Origin of the sequence: Streptomyces sp. NPDC018019 (genome assembly GCF_044327805.1) — a bacterium.
GTDB lineage: Bacteria > Actinomycetota > Actinomycetes > Streptomycetales > Streptomycetaceae > Streptomyces.
In genome coordinates, this window is sequence record NZ_JBIRGD010000026.1 from 124,944 (window position 1) to 141,112 (window position 16,169).

14 protein-coding genes and 2 pseudogenes are annotated in these 16,169 nt (G+C 69.6%); 13 read left to right on the forward strand and 3 right to left on the reverse strand.

Going from position 1 to position 16,169, the window contains the following annotated elements:
• Positions 1-136 precede the first annotated feature (136 nt).
• From ACH4FX_RS33515 to ACH4FX_RS33540, 6 genes are all read left to right on the forward strand, one after another.
• Positions 137-577 carry a DUF3052 domain-containing protein gene (locus ACH4FX_RS33515; protein ID WP_398485206.1) on the forward strand — a complete coding sequence of 147 codons (441 nt, stop codon included), beginning with the start codon at positions 137-139 and terminating at the stop codon, positions 575-577.
• A 206-nt stretch (positions 578-783) separates the two neighbouring features.
• Entirely contained in the window at positions 784-1,242 is a 459-nt protein-coding gene (locus ACH4FX_RS33520) for a peroxiredoxin (RefSeq protein ID WP_398485207.1), read from the forward strand.
• A 241-nt stretch (positions 1,243-1,483) separates the two neighbouring features.
• On the forward strand, positions 1,484-2,059 hold the full coding sequence (locus ACH4FX_RS33525) for a TerD family protein (RefSeq protein ID WP_030597448.1): 576 nt from the start codon (positions 1,484-1,486) through the stop codon (positions 2,057-2,059).
• 255 nt (positions 2,060-2,314) lie between these two features.
• Complete coding sequence (locus ACH4FX_RS33530) at positions 2,315-2,890, forward strand: TerD family protein (protein WP_398485223.1); 576 nt, start codon at positions 2,315-2,317, stop codon at positions 2,888-2,890.
• Positions 2,891-2,944: 54 nt separating this feature from the next.
• Positions 2,945-4,123 (forward strand): DUF475 domain-containing protein, encoded by a 1,179-nt coding sequence (locus ACH4FX_RS33535; protein WP_398485208.1) that lies wholly within the window; start codon positions 2,945-2,947, stop codon positions 4,121-4,123.
• 176 nt (positions 4,124-4,299) lie between these two features.
• Positions 4,300-5,037 carry a Tellurium resistance gene (locus tag ACH4FX_RS33540; protein WP_398485209.1) on the forward strand — a complete coding sequence of 246 codons (738 nt, stop codon included), beginning with the start codon at positions 4,300-4,302 and terminating at the stop codon, positions 5,035-5,037.
• A gap of 750 nt (positions 5,038-5,787) precedes the next feature.
• Here ACH4FX_RS33540 and ACH4FX_RS33545 read toward each other — a convergent pair.
• Complete coding sequence (locus ACH4FX_RS33545; protein ID WP_398485210.1) at positions 5,788-7,071, reverse strand: TerD family protein; 1,284 nt, start codon at positions 7,069-7,071, stop codon at positions 5,788-5,790.
• 219 nt (positions 7,072-7,290) lie between these two features.
• Here ACH4FX_RS33545 and ACH4FX_RS33550 point away from each other — a divergent pair, with 219 nt between their 5' ends.
• From ACH4FX_RS33550 to ACH4FX_RS33560, 3 genes and pseudogenes are all read left to right on the forward strand, one after another.
• Positions 7,291-8,463 (forward strand): HpcH/HpaI aldolase/citrate lyase family protein, encoded by a 1,173-nt coding sequence (locus ACH4FX_RS33550; RefSeq protein ID WP_398485211.1) that lies wholly within the window; start codon positions 7,291-7,293, stop codon positions 8,461-8,463.
• A 72-nt stretch (positions 8,464-8,535) separates the two neighbouring features.
• A pseudogene (locus ACH4FX_RS33555) lies at positions 8,536-11,229 on the forward strand (phosphoribosyltransferase).
• Positions 11,226-12,047, forward strand: a complete 822-nt coding sequence (locus ACH4FX_RS33560) for an HAD family hydrolase (protein WP_398485212.1) — start codon at positions 11,226-11,228, stop codon at positions 12,045-12,047. Before ACH4FX_RS33555 ends, ACH4FX_RS33560 begins: the two are co-directional and overlap by 4 nt.
• Here ACH4FX_RS33560 and ACH4FX_RS33565 read toward each other — a convergent pair.
• Positions 12,010-12,639: a DedA family protein gene (locus ACH4FX_RS33565; RefSeq protein ID WP_398485213.1), complete on the reverse strand. Its 630-nt coding sequence runs from the start codon at positions 12,637-12,639 to the stop codon at positions 12,010-12,012. The genes ACH4FX_RS33560 and ACH4FX_RS33565 overlap by 38 nt on opposite strands.
• Before the next feature lie 108 nt (positions 12,640-12,747).
• Between ACH4FX_RS33565 and ACH4FX_RS33570 the strand changes: the two genes are divergently transcribed.
• The 3 genes and pseudogenes from ACH4FX_RS33570 to ACH4FX_RS33580 all read left to right on the forward strand — a co-directional run bounded on the left by ACH4FX_RS33570 (position 12,748) and on the right by ACH4FX_RS33580 (position 15,199).
• Positions 12,748-13,884 carry a sensor histidine kinase gene (locus ACH4FX_RS33570; protein WP_398485214.1) on the forward strand — a complete coding sequence of 379 codons (1,137 nt, stop codon included), beginning with the start codon at positions 12,748-12,750 and terminating at the stop codon, positions 13,882-13,884.
• A complete protein-coding gene (locus tag ACH4FX_RS33575; RefSeq protein ID WP_398485215.1) occupies positions 13,875-14,531 on the forward strand; it encodes a response regulator in 657 nt (218 codons plus the stop codon). The genes ACH4FX_RS33570 and ACH4FX_RS33575 overlap by 10 nt, the downstream gene beginning before the upstream one ends.
• A 10-nt stretch (positions 14,532-14,541) precedes the next feature.
• Positions 14,542-15,199: pseudogene (locus ACH4FX_RS33580) on the forward strand (O-methyltransferase).
• Positions 15,200-15,488: 289 nt separating this feature from the next.
• On the opposite strand, the gene ACH4FX_RS33585 reads toward ACH4FX_RS33580, so the two are convergent.
• Entirely contained in the window at positions 15,489-15,698 is a 210-nt protein-coding gene (locus ACH4FX_RS33585) for a MerR family DNA-binding transcriptional regulator (RefSeq protein WP_398485216.1), read from the reverse strand.
• Here ACH4FX_RS33585 and ACH4FX_RS33590 point away from each other — a divergent pair.
• On the forward strand, positions 15,684-15,887 hold the full coding sequence (locus ACH4FX_RS33590; RefSeq protein WP_398485217.1) for a hypothetical protein: 204 nt from the start codon (positions 15,684-15,686) through the stop codon (positions 15,885-15,887). The genes ACH4FX_RS33585 and ACH4FX_RS33590 overlap by 15 nt on opposite strands.
• Positions 15,888-16,169: the final 282 nt, after the last annotated feature.

Sequence of the window (16,169 nt, forward strand, 5' to 3'; positions counted from 1 at the left end):
GCGGTAAACGTCACCGTTTCGACGGTCTCAGTCGCCGGGTACTTGCGCGATCCGCCCGGCCCGTGTGGACTACGCCCAATGCCCCGCGCGTGCGTGGGGTGCAAGCTATTTACCGAAACATGACAGGAGGCAATCCGTGAGCGCGACCGCGGACCACGCGGAGGAGCGGACCAACCCTGCCGCCAGGCTGGGGTTCGAGCCCGGACAGGTGGTCCAGGAGATCGGCTACGACGACGACGTCGAGCAGGAGCTCCGCGAAGCCATTGAGGCCGTGATCGGCCAGGAGATCGTTGACGAGGACTACGACGACGTCGCCGACGTCGTCGTGCTGTGGTTCCGCGATGACGACGGCGACCTCACGGACGCGCTGGTGGATGCCATCGGTCTGATCGACGAGGGCGGCGAGATCTGGCTGATGACGCCCAAGACCGGCCGTGACGGGTACGTCGAGCCGAGCGACATCAATGAAGCCGCGCAGACTGCGGGCCTGTCCCAGACCAGGAGCATCAACGCGGGCAAGGACTGGAGCGGCAGCCGCCTGGTCACCCCCAAGGCCGCCAAGTCCGGCAAGCGCTGAGCCGAGCCCCCACGATTCCGTACCCAGCCCTCCGCCGGGTGATCCGGTGGGGGGCTCGGTGTGTGTGCCCCGGCGCGTAGGGTTGGCCGCAACCTGTTGGAATCCGCCGGAGCGGCCGTCGGCGGCGGTGCCCGCGCGTACGCCGGGGACGGCGTCCGGGCGCGGCGGCGCGTCCGCTCACGGCGTCTGCGAAGGGAACGGTCCCCATGGCGATCGAGGTCGGCACGAAGGCTCCGGATTTCGAGCTGAAGAACCAGCACGGCGAGCTGGTCAAGCTCTCCGGCTTCCGCGGCGAGAAGGCCGTGGTCCTCCTCTTCTACCCCTTCGCCTTCACCGGCGTGTGCACCGGCGAGCTGTGCGCCCTGCGCGACGAGCTGCCGAAGTTCGTCAACGACGACGTGCAGCTGCTGGCCGTCTCCAACGACTCGCCCTTCTCGCTGCGCGTCTTCGCCGAGCAGGAGGGCCTGGAATACCCGCTGCTGTCGGACTTCTGGCCGCACGGCGAGGTGTCGCGGGCGTACGGCGTCTTCGACGAGGAGAAGGGCTGCGCGGTGCGCGGGACCTTCATCATCGACAAGGAGGGCGTGGTGCGCTGGACGGTCGTCAACGGCCTGCCCGACGCCCGCGACCTCAACGACTACCTCAAGGCGCTCGACAACCTCTGATCCGGGCTTCCGCTCCGGGCTTCTGCTCCGGGCGCGCCGGGCCCGTCCGGGCGGCCGTCGCCGCCCCGGCCGGCCCTGGCCGCGGCCCCCGCTCCCGCCGGAGCCGGCACGACATCGGCGCCGTGTCCGTACCGCTACCTGTAATCGGTGGGAACCGGTCACTAGGATCAAATCGTTGATCCGATGCCATGCACGATGGGGGCGCAAAGCATTTCGTACCCCTCGAACCCAAGGAGGACTCGTGGGAGTCAGCCTCAGCAAGGGCGGCAACGTCTCGCTGACGAAGGAAGCCCCCAATCTGACCGCGGTCGTCGTCGGTCTGGGCTGGGACGCCCGTACCACCACCGGTACGGACTTCGACCTGGACGCCAGTGCTCTGCTGACCAACGACCAGGGCAAGGTCGCCAACGACCAGAACTTCGTGTTCTTCAACAACCTGAAGAGCCCGGACGGCTCGGTCGAGCACACCGGTGACAACATCACCGGTGAGGGCGAGGGCGACGACGAGCAGATCAAGGTGAACCTGGCCGCCGTGCCGGCCGATGTCGCCAAGATCGTGTTCCCGGTGTCCATCTACGACGCCGAGAACCGCCAGCAGAGCTTCGGCCAGGTGCGCAACGCCTTCATCCGCGTCGTGAACCAGGCCGACGGCAACGAGCTCGCGCGCTACGACCTGAGCGAGGACGCCTCGACCGAGACCGCCATGGTCTTCGGCGAGCTGTACCGCAACGGCGCGGAGTGGAAGTTCCGGGCCATCGGTCAGGGCTACGCCTCGGGCCTGCGCGGCATCGCGCAGGACTTCGGCGTCAACGTCTGACCGGAGTCATCTTCCGCGCCCGGCGCCGTACCCCCCTGTCCCGGGGCGTACGGCGCCGGGCGTGCTTGAAGCCCGTACGCACCCGTACGGGACGCGGGCCCCGGAGCGCGGCGTGCGTGGACCGCGCATGGTCCACGCGAGGGCCGTACAGGCGCCGTATCCGGGTTCGTGTCCGCCTCGTACGGGTGGTGCAGGGCCCGTAGGAAAGCCGTGGACCACCGCGGCACCACCGTCACCGGGGAGGATGCGAACACCATGGGCGTCACGCTCGCAAAGGGAGGCAACGTCTCCCTCTCGAAGGCCGCGCCGAATCTCACGCAGGTCATGGTCGGCCTGGGCTGGGACGCGCGCTCGACCACGGGAGCACCGTTCGACCTGGATGCCAGCGCGCTGCTGTGCAGGTCGGGGCGGGTGCTCGGAGACGAGTACTTCGTCTTCTACAACAATCTCAAGAGCCCGGACGGGTCGGTCGAGCACACCGGGGACAACCTCACCGGTGAGGGCGAGGGGGACGACGAGTCGATCCTCGTCGACCTGAGCAAGGTCCCCGAAGAGGTCGACAAGATCGTCTTCCCGGTCTCGATCCATGAGGCGGATCTGCGCGGCCAGAGCTTCGGCCAGGTCAGCAACGCCTTCATCCGGGTCGTCAATCAGGCGGACGGCAGTGAGCTGGCCCGTTACGACCTCAGCGAGGACGCCTCCAGCGAAACGGCGATGATCTTCGGTGAGGTGTACCGCTACCACGGTGAATGGAAGTTCCGCGCGGTGGGCCAGGGGTACGCGTCGGGGTTGCGAGGCATCGCTCTAGACTTCGGGGTCAACGTTTCGTAAAGCGCCGCGCACTGCGCGCGGGGGACCCCACACAGCGAGGGATTGGGTTAGGCAGTGCTCCTGAGAACCTTTGGCTGGTCGTTCGCCGTCACGGCGGCCGGCCTGGCCTTGGCCGGCGTCCTCTGGGGGTGGCAGGGGCTCGCGATCGTCGGCATCCTGTCGATCCTGGAGATCTCGCTCTCGTTCGACAACGCGGTCATCAACGCCGGCATCCTGCGCAAGATGAACGCCTTCTGGCAGAAGATCTTTCTGACCGTCGGCATTCTCATCGCCGTCTTCGGCATGCGTCTGGTCTTTCCGGTGGTCATCGTCGCGATCACCGCGAAGATGGGACCGATCGAGGCCGTCGACCTGGCGATCAACGACAAGACGCAGTACGAGCACCTGGTCACGGGAGCCCACCCGGCCATCGCGGCCTTCGGTGGCATGTTCCTGCTCATGATCTTCCTCGACTTCATCTTCGAGGAGCGCGAGCACAAGTGGCTGGGCTGGCTGGAACGGCCGCTGGCCAAAATCGGCAAGCTGGACATGCTGTCCGTCATCATCGCGCTGGTCGTCCTGCTGGTCACGGCGATGACGCTGGCCACCGACGTCGCGCACGGCGGCGGTGACAAGAGCGCGACGGTGCTGCTGTCCGGCGTCGCGGGCCTGCTCACGTACCTGATCGTGGGCGGTATCTCCGGCTACTTCGAGGACAAGCTGGAGGAGGCCGAGGACGACGAGGACGAGGACGAGGACGACGACAGCCGGGCGAAGGCGGCCGTGGCGGCCCGGGAAGCCGGTCCGAACGGGGCGGCGCCGAAGCGCTCGGTCTCGGGCGTGGGCCTCGCCGGCAAGGCCGCGTTCTTCCTGTTCCTCTACCTGGAGGTCATCGACGCGTCGTTCTCCTTCGACGGCGTCATCGGCGCCTTCGCCATCACCAACGACATCTTCGAGATGGCGCTGGGTCTGGGCATCGGCGCGATGTACATCCGTTCGCTGACGGTCTTCCTGGTCCGCAAGGGAACCCTGGACGACTACGTCTACCTGGAGCACGGCGCGCACTACGCCATCGGCGCGCTGGCCGTCATCCTGCTCATCACGATCAAGTACGAGATCCAAGAGGTCATCACCGGCCTGATCGGAATCCTGCTGATCGCACTGTCCTTCTGGTCGTCGGTGCGCAAGAACCGACAGGACGGCAAGCCGGGGAAGAACTCCGAAACAAAGTCGGAAGTCGCCTCCGGAGTGTGACGAAGCGCTGATTGAGGAACGCTCTCTGCGGGGCGGCCATGGAGTGCTCACTCCATGGCCGCCCCGCGGCCGTACCGGGCCACGGGGCGGCCGGGAACGGCGGGAGCAAGCAGCAGTCGGGCCGTCGGGCCATCGGGGCGGGCGGCCTTCGGGTCGGATCGATGGGGTGGGGCAAGGTGTCGTTCTTGGACAATTGGCGGCGGGGCGGGGCGCCGAAGTTCGAAGCCGGTGGTGCGTCGTATGTGGTCGAGCTGACCAAGCGCAATCCGGTGGTCTCGCTGACGAAGCAGGGCGCGGCCTCCGGGCACCTCCGGGTCAACCTGTCGTGGCAGATGCGCACGTCCGACATCGGGATGCGCGGCTCGCAGCGGGGCGGGAGCCTGCTGCGCAACCCCGGCAAGTTGTTCAAGCCGGAGGTGGTGCAGGCGCAGGGGCCGGCGGTCGTCAAGATCGACCTGGACCTGGCCTGCCTGTACGAGCTCAAGGACGGCACCAAGGGCGTCGTACAGCCGCTGGGCAACTTCCTGGGGGACATCAACGCCGCGCCGTATGTGAAGCTCAGCGGCGACGACCGGTTCGGCTCGCCCTCCGGTGAGACGCTCTACATCAACCTCGACCACCGCGACGAGATCAAGCGCCTGCTGATCTTCGTCTACATCTACGACGGCACCCCGGCCTTCGACCGTACCCACGCCGTCGTGACGCTCTACCCGAGCAGCGGCCCACGCGTGGAGATCGGCCTCGACGAACGGGCGCCACAGGCCCGCTCCTGCGCCATCTTCATGCTGGAGAACAACAAGGGCGATCTCACCGTCCGCCGCGAGGTCAAATACGTCTACGGCTTCCAGTCCGAACTGGACCGCCTGTACGGGTGGGGCCTGCAATGGGGGCGGGGGTACAAGACGAAGGTGTGAGGGGCGGGGCGCTGGGGCTTAACCGTGAGCCTGGGGCCGGTGTTCGCGTTAGGGGCGGGGCGTCCGGGCCGGTGTTCGCGTTCGGGGGCGGGGCGTCCGGGGCGGTGGTGCGGGCTGGGGTGGTGGTCCGTTCTGGTCCGGCGGTCCTGCTTGGGGCGGTGTGCTGTTGACCTCGGTGGTCCTGGCTGGGGCGGTGGTGCTGTTGGGCTCGATCGCGCTGGCTGGGGCGGTGGCCCTGCTCGGCTCGGTGGTGCTGGCTGGGGCGGTGGCCGTGCTTGGCCCGGTGGTGCTGCCTGGGGCGGTGGCCGTGCTTGGCCCGGTGGCCGTGCTTGGCTCGCTGTCTGGGCTCGGTTCGCCTTCCGGGCTCGGCCTGGGGCTGACGTCCGGTCGGGTCTGCGTCGTGGCCGGTCTGTGTCTTGGCCGATCTGTGTCCGGGCCGGTTTGCGCTCGGCCGGGCGTCCACGCTCGTCCGGTCTGCGCTCGGCTGGGCCTGCGACGGTCCGGCTGGCCCCGCTCGGCCCGGTGCTTACGTGTGTCCGGTCCTCGCGTCCGTCCGGCGGTCGTGCCGGTGGTTGTGCCCCGGCCGGTGATGGTGCCCGTGCCGACGTTGCGACCGTGCCAATGTTGGTGCCTGTGCCCCCGGTGCACGGACATGTGTCTACGGCCTCTCGGTCGCAGGCCGCCGCCCGTCGGGGACTGTCCGCCCGCCGCAGATTCGGCCCTCTGATGCGGCGGGCTGCCGGGCGCCGGTCAGCGGTGCTGGAACTGCGGTCCCTGCGGCGGCAGGGCGAAGTTCGGGTCCGGAATCGGGCCCGGAGGCTGCTGCGGGTACCCGTAGGCCGGCGGGCCCGGGACGGCCGGGCCCATCGGCCCCGTCGGATAGGGCTGGTGCTGGGGCGGCTGCGGCGGCTGCGGATAGCCGTACGCGGGCTGCCCCTGCGGCTGCTGCGGCATCGGGCCGGGATACCCGTACGCGGGCTGGGCCGGTGGCTGGGCCGGAGGCGGCGGGATGTGCGGAGCGTTCGGCGGATAGCCGTAACCTCCGCCGGTCGGTTGCGGCTGAGGCGGGAAGGCGGCAGCCGGCGCCCCCACGGGCGGCGCTGTCGCCGGCGGGGCGGGCGGCGGCAGCGGGAAGGAGTCCGGCTCCGCCTGCGCAGCCGGAGCCGAGGCCGGGGCGGGAACCGGTGCCCCAGCCGGGGGCGATGCCGGGGCCTGCGACGGGTCCGGGTCAGGAAGGTGCTGCGTGGCGGCCTCGGAACCCGACGAAGCCGAGGAACCATCCGCACCCGACGAAGCCGAGGAACCATCCGCGTCGCCGTGCGTGCCGCCGCCCGCTGCCGCGCTGCCGGTCGTCGCGCCGTTGCCACCCGCGGCGGGTGTGGACGCGGGCGTGGGAGCAGACGCCCCGGAACCGTCCGCGACCGCCGTGCCAGGGGCCGGGGCGGACGGTGCGGAAGCGGCCGTGCCGGAATCGGTGGCCGCGGACGCGTCGTCCTCCTCCACCGAGATCCCGAACTCGGTGGCCAGCCCGTTCAGCCCCTTCTCGTACCCCTGCCCGAGCGCACGGAACTTCCACCGATCACCGCGCCGGTACAACTCACCGCAGATCAGGGCCGTCTCCTTGCCCGTCTCCGGCACCACGTCGAAGACCGCGATCGGCGCGTCCTCGCTCGAGGCCGCGTCGTACAGCAGTACCCGCAGGTCCCGCACGTGGGCAAAGGTTCCGCCGTCCGCCGAGGCGGTGAGCATGACCCGGTCCACCGATGCTTCGAGGGCGGACAGGTCCGCCTCGATCGTGTCCGCCAGCCCGTCGGTCAGCCGCGTCTTCGGCAGGTGCCGCACCAGACCGCTGGGGTGGCGGGGCTGGTTGTAGAAGACGAAGTCGGCATCGGAACGCACGCGGCCGTCGGCGGCGAGAAGCAGGGCGGAGGCATCGACATCGGGCACCCCGGCGCCGGGCGTCCAGCGCACCACGGCCCGGACCGCCGTGGTGTCGAGGGGTACGTTCGACCCTTTCAGCATCGCGTGCGTCATGTCCGTAATCCTGCCTTCCCGGAGGTCGGAGGGACAACGCGGGGGCCTCACCGGCGTGGCCCGTCGGGTGTCCGCGACATCGGGCCGTCGTGTGCGGGTTACGTGCTTTTCACATGGGCGGGAACTTTCCCGTCGTGGCCGCACGTACGATTACCGGCCGGATCCAGACAGCGAGTCGCCGCGGGGTGGCCCCGGCCCCGCCTGCTCACGGGGAGTTCTATGCGTCACTTTGGGCACCTTGCGCCCGATATCCGGAACGCTTTGTTCCACAAGGAGCCGGTCGAGTTCACCGCCGACTCCCCGCCCGGCACGCTCTCGGTGGCCCTCGGTGCGACGCTTTACAGCCCTGCCACCCGCCCCAAGCTCGCCGCGGACATCGTCAAGCAGGCCGGCCGTGGCGTGGTCTCCATGGTGCTCTGCCTGGAGGACTCCATCAGCGACGCGGACGTGGGGGCCGGCGAGGAAAACCTCGTACGGCAGTTCACGGACCTCGCCGAGCAGGCCGAGAACGGTACGGACCTCCCCTTGCTCTTCATACGGGTCCGCACGGCTGCACAGATACCGGACCTGGTACGCCGACTGGGCCCTGCCGTGCGGCTGTTGTCTGGATTTGTACTGCCCAAGTTCACCGAGGAGCGGGGAGTGCCGTTCCTGGAGGCGCTGGCCGGAGCGGAGGCGGACTGCGGGCGGCGGCTGTTCGCGATGCCGGTGCTGGAGTCGCCCGAACTGCTCCACCTGGAGAGCCGCGGCGAAACGCTGCGGGGCATAGCGCGCACGGTGGACAAATACCGTGACCGGATCCTGGCGCTGCGCCTCGGCGTCACGGACTTCTGCTCGGCCTACGGCCTGCGCCGGGCCCCCGACATGACCGCGTACGACGTACAGATCGTCGCGTCCGTGATCGGCGATGTGGTGAACGTTCTCGGCCGGGCGGACGGCACCGGATTCACGGTCACCGGTCCGGTGTGGGAGTACTTCCGTCTGCACGAGCGGATGTTCAAGCCGCAGCTGCGGCAGAGCCCCTTCCTGGGCCGGGCGGAGGAACTCCGGACGGCCCTGATCGAACATGACATGGACGGGCTGCTGCGCGAGATCGAACTCGACCGCGCGAACGGCCTGCAGGGCAAGACCTGCATCCACCCCTCGCACGTCGCGCCGGTGCATGCGCTCTCGGTCGTCAGCCACGAGGAGTTCAGCGACGCCATGGACATCCTGCGTCCCGAGCGGGGCGCCGGCGGCGTGTTGCGCTCCGCGTACACGAACAAGATGAACGAGATCAAACCGCACCGTGCCTGGGCGGAACGGACGCTGCTGCGGGCCGAAGCGTTCGGCGTCGCCCGCGAAGGCGTCGGCTTCGTGGAACTGCTGGCGGCGAGTCTCCCGCACACCTGACGCGGCGGAGGCCCCAGGAGCCGGTGCGGCTGCCGCCCCACCGGGCCGAGAACACCCAGCGGGCAAGGAACCATGACGACGACGGCGGAAGAGACGAAGGAGACGGGCGCAGTGGTGTGGACGGGAGAGTGGGTCGCGCAGCGGCTCGGAGTCTCGCTGAGCGGCGGGGCCGAACTGCCCCGACTGCTGGGTTTGGCGCTGCGGCGCAACCCCAAGCGGGCTCATCTGCTGGTGTCGAACGTGCTCGGCAAGCACGTACCGCAGCGGCCGGAGGCGGTCCACGGCGCGGGGCTGGGGCTGGGACGCCGGGTCCGCGAGCTGCTGGGTGACGCGGACGCGGCGCGCGCCGTCGTCCTGGGATACGCGGAGACCGCCACGGGGCTCGGCCACAGCGTGGCCGACGGCCTGGCCCTCGCGCCCTATCTGCATTCCACGCGGCGGCCGGTCGGGGGAGTGGCGCAGGCGGGCGGCTTCGAGGAGGAACACAGCCACGCGACCTCGCACCTGCTGCTCCCGGAGGACCCGTCGCTGCTGGCCGGGGACGGCCCCCTGGTCCTCGTCGACGACGAGTTCTCCACCGGCCGAACGGTCCTGAACACCATCAAGGCTTTGCATGCCCGCTTCCCGCGCGAGCGGTACGTCGTCGTCGCCCTGGTCGACATGCGCTCGGAAGCCGACCGCGGCCACCTGGAGAAGTTCGCCGCCGACCTGGGCGCGCGGGTCGACCTCATATCCCTGGCGGCCGGAGGCGTCCAGCTCCCGGCCGACGTACTCGAACGCGGCCAGGCTCTCGTAGCGGCCCATCAGGCCGCGTCGCCGACGGAAGCGCCCGGCGCCTCGGGGGCCGTGGCGACTCCCGACGGGGGTGCGGCACACGCCGGTGCGGCGGACTCGGTCGAGATTGCAGACTCGGTCGGGACCGCAGACTCGGTTGGAACCGCGGGCTCGGCCGGGACGACGGGCCCGGCGGGGTCTACGGGGCCCGTGGAGCTCACGGGTCCGGCCGGGGGCGCGGGCTCGCCGCGGCCCGTGCGCATCGACCTCGGCTGGCCCGAGGGCGTGCCGGACGGCGGACGGCACGGCTTCACCCCCGCCCACCGGGCGCGCCTGGAAGCCGCGCTCCCCGGTATGGCGGCCCGCATCGCCGACCGGCTCGCCGACGCCCGCCGGGTGCTGGTCCTCGGCAACGAAGAGCTGATGTACGCGCCGCTGCGCCTCGCCGAAGCCCTGGACGACTCGACCACGGCCGAGGTGTACTTCTCGACCACCACCCGCTCGCCGGTCCTCGCCGTCGACGATCCCGGTTATGCCATCCGCACCCGGCTGGTCTTCCCCGCCCACGACCGTCCGGCCGACGGACCGGGGGAGCGGTACGCGTACAACGTCGCGCCCGGCGCGGACCCGCGGCGGCGCTTCGACGCGATCGTCGCCGTCATCGACTCGCACGGCGACACCCCGGAACTCTACGCTGCCGACGGCTTCCTTGACCGGCTCGCAGCTCACACCGATCAGCTGCTGCTCGCCGTCGTCCCTTCCTATACACCGGCGTACGCGCTGTCGCAGACGCCGGAGCCCGCCCCGCAAACCACGCCCCACGCCACGCAACGACAGGTCTGACCGATGCCCCTCCCCGAGCCGCTGCGCGGCCCCGCCTTCTCCTCCTACGCCCCCGACGAAGTCGGCTGGCTGCTCCAGGACCTGTCCTCGGTCAGCCTCGAAGCGCCGACCGAGGAGCGCGAGGAGGCGATACAGGCCGGCGGCGCGCACTATGCCGAGTCGCTGCCCGTCGAATACCAGCCGAGCGAGCAGTACCAGGCGCTGTTCCACAGCGCTCTGCAGGCCTCCGCCGGTCGCATCGCCCGTGCGGTCGGCACCGTCACGGAAACCGTGCTCGCCGAACGCTCTCCCCGGCCCGTACTGGTCTCGCTGGCCCGCGCCGGCACTCCGGTGGGTGTCCTGATGCGCCGCTGGGCGCTGCACGTCCACGGCCTCGACCTGCCGCACTATGCCGTCTCGATCGTGCGTGGCCGCGGCATCGACACCACCGCGCTGCGCTGGCTGGCCGCCCACCACGATCCGGCGGACGTCGTCTTCGTCGACGGTTGGACGGGCAAGGGCGCCATCACCCGTGAACTCGCCCAAGCGCTGGAGAGCTTCCCCGGCTTCGATCCGCGGATCGCCGTTCTCGCCGACCCCGGCGGCTGCGTGGAGACCTATGGCACCCGCGACGACTTCCTCATCCCGTCCGCGTGCCTCAACTCCACCGTCTCGGGCCTGATCTCGCGCACCGTACTGCGTGACGACCTCGTGGGGCCCGACGACTTCCACGGTGCCAAGTTCTACCGCGACCTGGCCGGAGCTGATCTGTCGCGGACCTTCGTCGACACGGTCGCCGCGTGCTTCGACGAGGTCGCCGAGCAGGTCACCGCCGATGTGAAGGAACTGGACGCGGCCGACCGGACGCCCACGTGGGCGGGCTGGGCCGCGGTCGAGCGGATCAGCGAGGCGTACGGCATCCACGACGTCAACCTCGTGAAGCCGGGGGTCGGTGAGACCACGCGGGTACTGCTCCGGCGGGTCCCCTGGAAGATTCTGGCCCGGCGCGGTGCCGGTACGGATCTCGATCATGTGCGTCTCCTCGCTGCACAGCGGGGCGTCCCCGTCGAAGAGGTCGACGAGCTCCCCTACACCTGTGTGGGGCTGATCCATCCCCGTTTCACACGGGGCGCGACGGGTGCGGACGGCAAGGCGGTGACCGCGCTGTGAGCACGATCGTGGCCAGCGACCTGGACCGCACCCTCATCTATTCGGCCGCTGCCCTCGACTTGGCCATGCCCGACGCCGAGGCGCCGCGCCTGCTCTGCGTCGAGGTCTACGAGCACAAACCGCTCTCCTACATGACGGAGACGGCAGCGGAGCTGCTGGCAGAACTCGTCGGCACCACCACATTCGTCCCGACGACCACGCGCACCCGTGAGCAGTACGGACGCATCCATCTCCCGGGCCCCGCGCCGCGGTTCGCCATCTGTGCGAACGGTGGCCACCTGCTCGTGGACGGTGAATCCGACCGCGACTGGCAGCGCACCGTCGCCGCCCGGCTGACCGCGGAGTGCGCCACGCTCGACGAGGTCCGTGCGCATCTGCTGCACACCGCCGACCCGGCCTGGCTGCTCAAGGAACGCGTCGCCGAGGGCCTCTTCGCCTATCTGGTCGTGGAGCGCTCGCTGCTGCCGCAGACCTGGGTCAAGGAACTCGCCGAGTGGGCGGACACCCGCGGCTGGACCGTCTCGCTCCAGGGCCGGAAGATCTACGCCGTACCGAAACCGCTCACCAAGAGCGCGGCCGTGGCGGAGGTGGTCCGACGGACCGGGGCGGCGCAGGTACTCGCCGCCGGGGACTCGCTGCTGGACGCCGATCTGCTGTTGGCCGCGGACCGGGGCTGGCGCCCGGGCCATGGGGAACTGGCGGCTTCCGGGTGGGACGCCCCGCACGTCATCGCGCTGGACGACCGCGGAGCCACGGCAGGCGAAGAAATCCTGCGCTCCTTCACCCGCGCCGCCGCTGTCCCGGCCCGCCCTTGCTGAGTCGTACGGCCAGGAAGACCAGTACCGCCAGTCCGGCAGCCACCAGGACCACCTTCGAGTAGGCGTCCGCATACCCGATCACTTCCTCCCAGTTCTCGCCGAGCGCGTGACCGGCGAGAACGAAGATCGAATTCCAGACTAGACTTCCGAGCGTGGTCAGGAGGAGAAAGGTCGGTATCGCCATGCGCTCGATGCCGGCCGGTATCGATATCAGGCTGCGGAAGATCGGGACCATCCGGCCGAAGAACACCGCCTTGGTGCCGTGCCGTTCGAACCAGCGCTCGGTCTTCTCGATGTCGGACACTTTGACCAGGGGCAGCTTGGCCGCGAGCGCCAGCATGCGCGCCCGGCCGAGCAACGCGCCCACGCCGTACAACGCCAGCGCGCCGAGCACCGAGCCGAGCGTCGTCCACGCGAGCGCGGAGACCAAGGACATCCGGCCCTGGCCCGCCGCGAAGCCGGCCAGCGGCAGGATCAGCTCGCTCGGCAGGGGCGGGAAGAGGTTCTCGGCGGCGATCGCCATGCCCGCGCCGGGCGCGCCGAGGGTGTCCATGAGGCCGGTGATCCAGCTCGTTTCCGCGAGTTCGTTCATGCTTCGACGGTAAAAATCCGCGGGCGCGAGCACATTGCGGAAAACCGCAGAGAACACTGTGGTTTTCCGCAATGTGGCGGCAGCGGTGCAGCCACTAGCGTTTTGATCATGCGGGGGATGACACGGCGCGGGATGCGCCTCACGGTCGGTTTGTTGGTCGGCGCGGGCATGGTGGCGGTCGAGCTGCCGTTCATCGCGCTCTCGGGGATCGCGCTGCTCTGTGTATTCGTGTGGCCGCGCGGGAGACGGAAGGTGCTGGGGCCGGTGACGGCCGTGGCCCGGTGCCTGACCGAGTCCGCGCGCCGCCGTCTGCGGTTCGGCGGGGCCGACTTCGCGTACGGGTACGACAACGAGCGCGCGCTCAAATACCTGGCAGTGCGCTGGCTCTTGGGGCTTTTGGGCGGGGGCGTGGTGCTTTCCGCGCTCGTGGGCGCGTCCATCATCCTTTGGTCGTCAACGGCCTGGATATTCTCTCCTATTGAACATCCGGTGGACGTCGCGGAGACCGGCGTGGGCGCCGTGTTCCTGCTCTTCATCAGCCTGCAGGCGGTGTTCGGCGTGGCGGCGTTGGAAGCCCGGCTGGCGCGCCACTTCCTCGGCCCCACCCACGAGAAGGAGTTGCAGCGGCGGGTCGCGGAACTGGCCTCTACCCGGGCCGGGATCGTCGCCGCGGTCAACGACGAACGACGCCGTATCGAGCGTGACCTGCACGACGGTGTGCAGCAGAGGCTGGTGGCGCTCGGCATGCTGCTCGGCCGTGCTCTGCGCGCCAAGGACGAGGCCCGCACCGTCGAACTGCTGCGGCAGGCCCACGAGGAGAGCCGCCAGGCACTGACCGACCTGCGGGAAGTCGCCTGGCGCGTCTATCCGACCGTGCTGGACGAGGCAGGGCTCCGGGCCGCTCTGGAAACCGTCGCGGAGCGCTCCGCGGTCCCCGTCCGCCTCGACTACCGCCTCGACCGCGAGCCCGAGGCCGCGGTGGCCACCGTCGCCTACTTCGTGATCTCCGAAGCGGTCACCAACGCCGTCAAGCACTCCTGCGGGGACCGGATAGCCGTCAGCGTCGACCGCAGCGAGAGCGTTCTGTTCCTTCGGATCCAGGACAACGGCTGGGGAGGCGCGAACGCCTCGGGGAGCGGACTGTTCGGCCTGGCCCGCCGGGTCGCCGCCATGGACGGCCGGTTCCGGGTGGACAGCCCGGCCGGCGGACCCACCACGATCACCGCGGAGCTGCCGTGCGCGTAGTACTCGCCGACGATTCGACCTTGCTGAGAGAGGGCTTGGTACGGCTTCTGACAGAAGAGGACCACGAGGTGATGGCCGCGGTCGGGGACGCCGCGGAACTGATGACGGTGCTGGAGCGCGCGCCGGCGGAGCAACGGCCGGACGTGGTGGTCGTGGACGTACGGATGCCGCCCACGCACACGGACGAAGGGCTGCGCGCGGCGGTCAGGATCCGTGAGCGCTGGCCGGATGTCGGCGTACTCGTCCTGTCGCAGTACGTCGAGCGGCGGTACGCCACCGAGCTGCTGACCGAGGACAGCGAAGGCGTCGGCTACCTCCTCAAGGACCGGGTTGTGCAGGTGGACGAGTTCCTGGACGCGCTGGAGCGGGTCGGCTCTGGGCGGGCGGCCTTCGACTCGGAGGTCGTACGGGTCCTGTTCTCCCGCAGCAGCCGCGCCGACCCGCTGAACTCGCTCACGGCCCGTGAGCGTGAGGTCCTCGCCCAGATGGCCGAAGGGCACACCAATGCGGCCATCGCCGACCGGCTGCACATCTCCCGGAGTGCCGTGGAGAAGCACACCAACGCGATCTTCGACAAGCTCGGTCTGACCGGTACGTCCGGCTACTCTCGCCGCGTCCTGGCCGTACTGCGCTATCTGGGGACCTGAAGGAGCACCGGTGACCAGGAGCGAGACCACCAAGATCACGGAGGAGCTGTACGACTACGTCCTCGCGCACAATCCCCCGCTGGACGCCGTGCAGCGGGAACTGGTGAAGACCACGTATGAGCGCTTCCCCGATGCGGCGCGGATGCAGTCGGCCCAGGAGCAGGGCCCGCTGCTGGCCTTCCTGGTCCGGCTGTGCGGTGCGCGGCGCGTCGTGGAAGTGGGTACGTTCACCGGTTTCTCGGCCTTGGCGATGGCGCAGGCGCTGCCTCCGGACGGCGAGTTGATCGCGTGCGACGTCTCGGAGGAGTGGACGGCGTACGGCCACGAGGCATGGGCGAAGGCCGGCGTCGGACCGTATCGACCTGCGGATCGAACCCGCGCTGGACACACTGCGGGCCATCCCCGCCGAGCCGCGGATCGACTTCGCCTACCTCGACGCGGACAAAGACAACTACATCGCGTACTGGGAGGAACTGGTCCTGCGGCTGCGGCCCGGGGGACTGATCGTCGCGGACAACGTCCTCTACGGCGGAGCGGTGACGGAGCCGCACACGGAAGGGGCCGCCGCGGCGATCAGGAAGTTTAACGACCACGTAGTGGCAGACGAGCGGGTGGAGGCGGTGATGCTCACCGTGGCGGACGGACTGACAGTGGCACGCAAGCGGTGACCATACGCAGCCGAAAGCCGAAAGCCGGGGGCTGTTGCCGGAGAGGTGGGGCCGGAGGCTGGGAGGCGGGCGCCTGGGCCTGATTGGCCGGGGCTGGCGCCGCCAACAGCGTCCGTCCAGTAGCACGTGACAGACGCCGTCTGGTTTTCGAACAGAGGAGGGATCGTGCGTTCACATACGGCGAGTCACACGTCCAGTTGTGCGCGAATGAGCGTGTCGAGTCGTTGCCATGCTGGGGAGGAGGTGTTGACCGTGCTCTGGATGAGGGCGGAGATCTCGGATGCCGCATCTAACTCGGGCAGTTGATCGCGTGGTCCGCGTACCGCCGGTAGCCAGACACATCGCGGTCGGGCTCGGGGAGGGGCCCCTTGTCGTGATAGACGCGGACAGTCTGGATCGACACGCCGACGTACCTGCCAGCTGCACGATGGTGAGCACCTGGCCATCGTCCCACTTGCCCTTTCCCCTGGGGCAGGGTTGCAGCATGGCGAACATGCATATCGACCGGGAGCCCCTGCGTGAGCTGTTGGACGAGGGCGCCATGCAGGCCGGGTTCCTCCTCACCCGACGCGCGGCCATGACCGGAGACCTGCGCGAACTGCAACGGATCTCCGACGCCGGGTACGACGAGGCCGGGAAGGAGTTGGACCGGCTGCTGAAGTCACCAGCCGACGGGCATCGGGATTGAGGATCGACCGGCCGCCGGTAGCTGGGCTCCAGGGCACGCCCCTTGAGTTCAACTCGCGGCTGGCGTGCTCGAACCAGAGTGTGTGGCACAGCGGAACCCGTGCGTGCGCGTGAGATGGACGGTGAGGAGGACCAGCGCCTGTTGTGGGTAACCGTCGCGGACGGCGCGAACGATGCTTGCTGCGGAACTAGTAGTGCTTCGTTAGGTTCTGGTCTTGGTCAGTGGGCGGCCGCAGGTGGTGCAGGTTCCGGTCCAGCACCGCAGGAGGTCCTGCAGGGCGTC

Excerpts from the sequence above, each read along its gene's own strand:
- ACH4FX_RS33585 (WP_398485216.1), bottom strand. The coding sequence starts at position 15,698 with ATGCATGTTCGCCATGCTGCAACCCTGCCCCAGGGGAAAGGGCAAGTG.
- ACH4FX_RS33550 (WP_398485211.1), top strand. The coding sequence starts at position 7,291 with ATGCGTCACTTTGGGCACCTTGCGCCCGATATCCGGAACGCTTTGTTC.
- ACH4FX_RS33565 (WP_398485213.1), bottom strand. The coding sequence starts at position 12,639 with ATGAACGAACTCGCGGAAACGAGCTGGATCACCGGCCTCATGGACACC.
- ACH4FX_RS33530 (WP_398485223.1), top strand. The coding sequence starts at position 2,315 with ATGGGCGTCACGCTCGCAAAGGGAGGCAACGTCTCCCTCTCGAAGGCC.
- ACH4FX_RS33570 (WP_398485214.1), top strand. The coding sequence starts at position 12,748 with ATGCGGGGGATGACACGGCGCGGGATGCGCCTCACGGTCGGTTTGTTG.
- ACH4FX_RS33545 (WP_398485210.1), bottom strand. The coding sequence starts at position 7,071 with ATGACGCACGCGATGCTGAAAGGGTCGAACGTACCCCTCGACACCACG.
- ACH4FX_RS33590 (WP_398485217.1), top strand. The coding sequence starts at position 15,684 with ATGGCGAACATGCATATCGACCGGGAGCCCCTGCGTGAGCTGTTGGAC.
- ACH4FX_RS33520 (WP_398485207.1), top strand. The coding sequence starts at position 784 with ATGGCGATCGAGGTCGGCACGAAGGCTCCGGATTTCGAGCTGAAGAAC.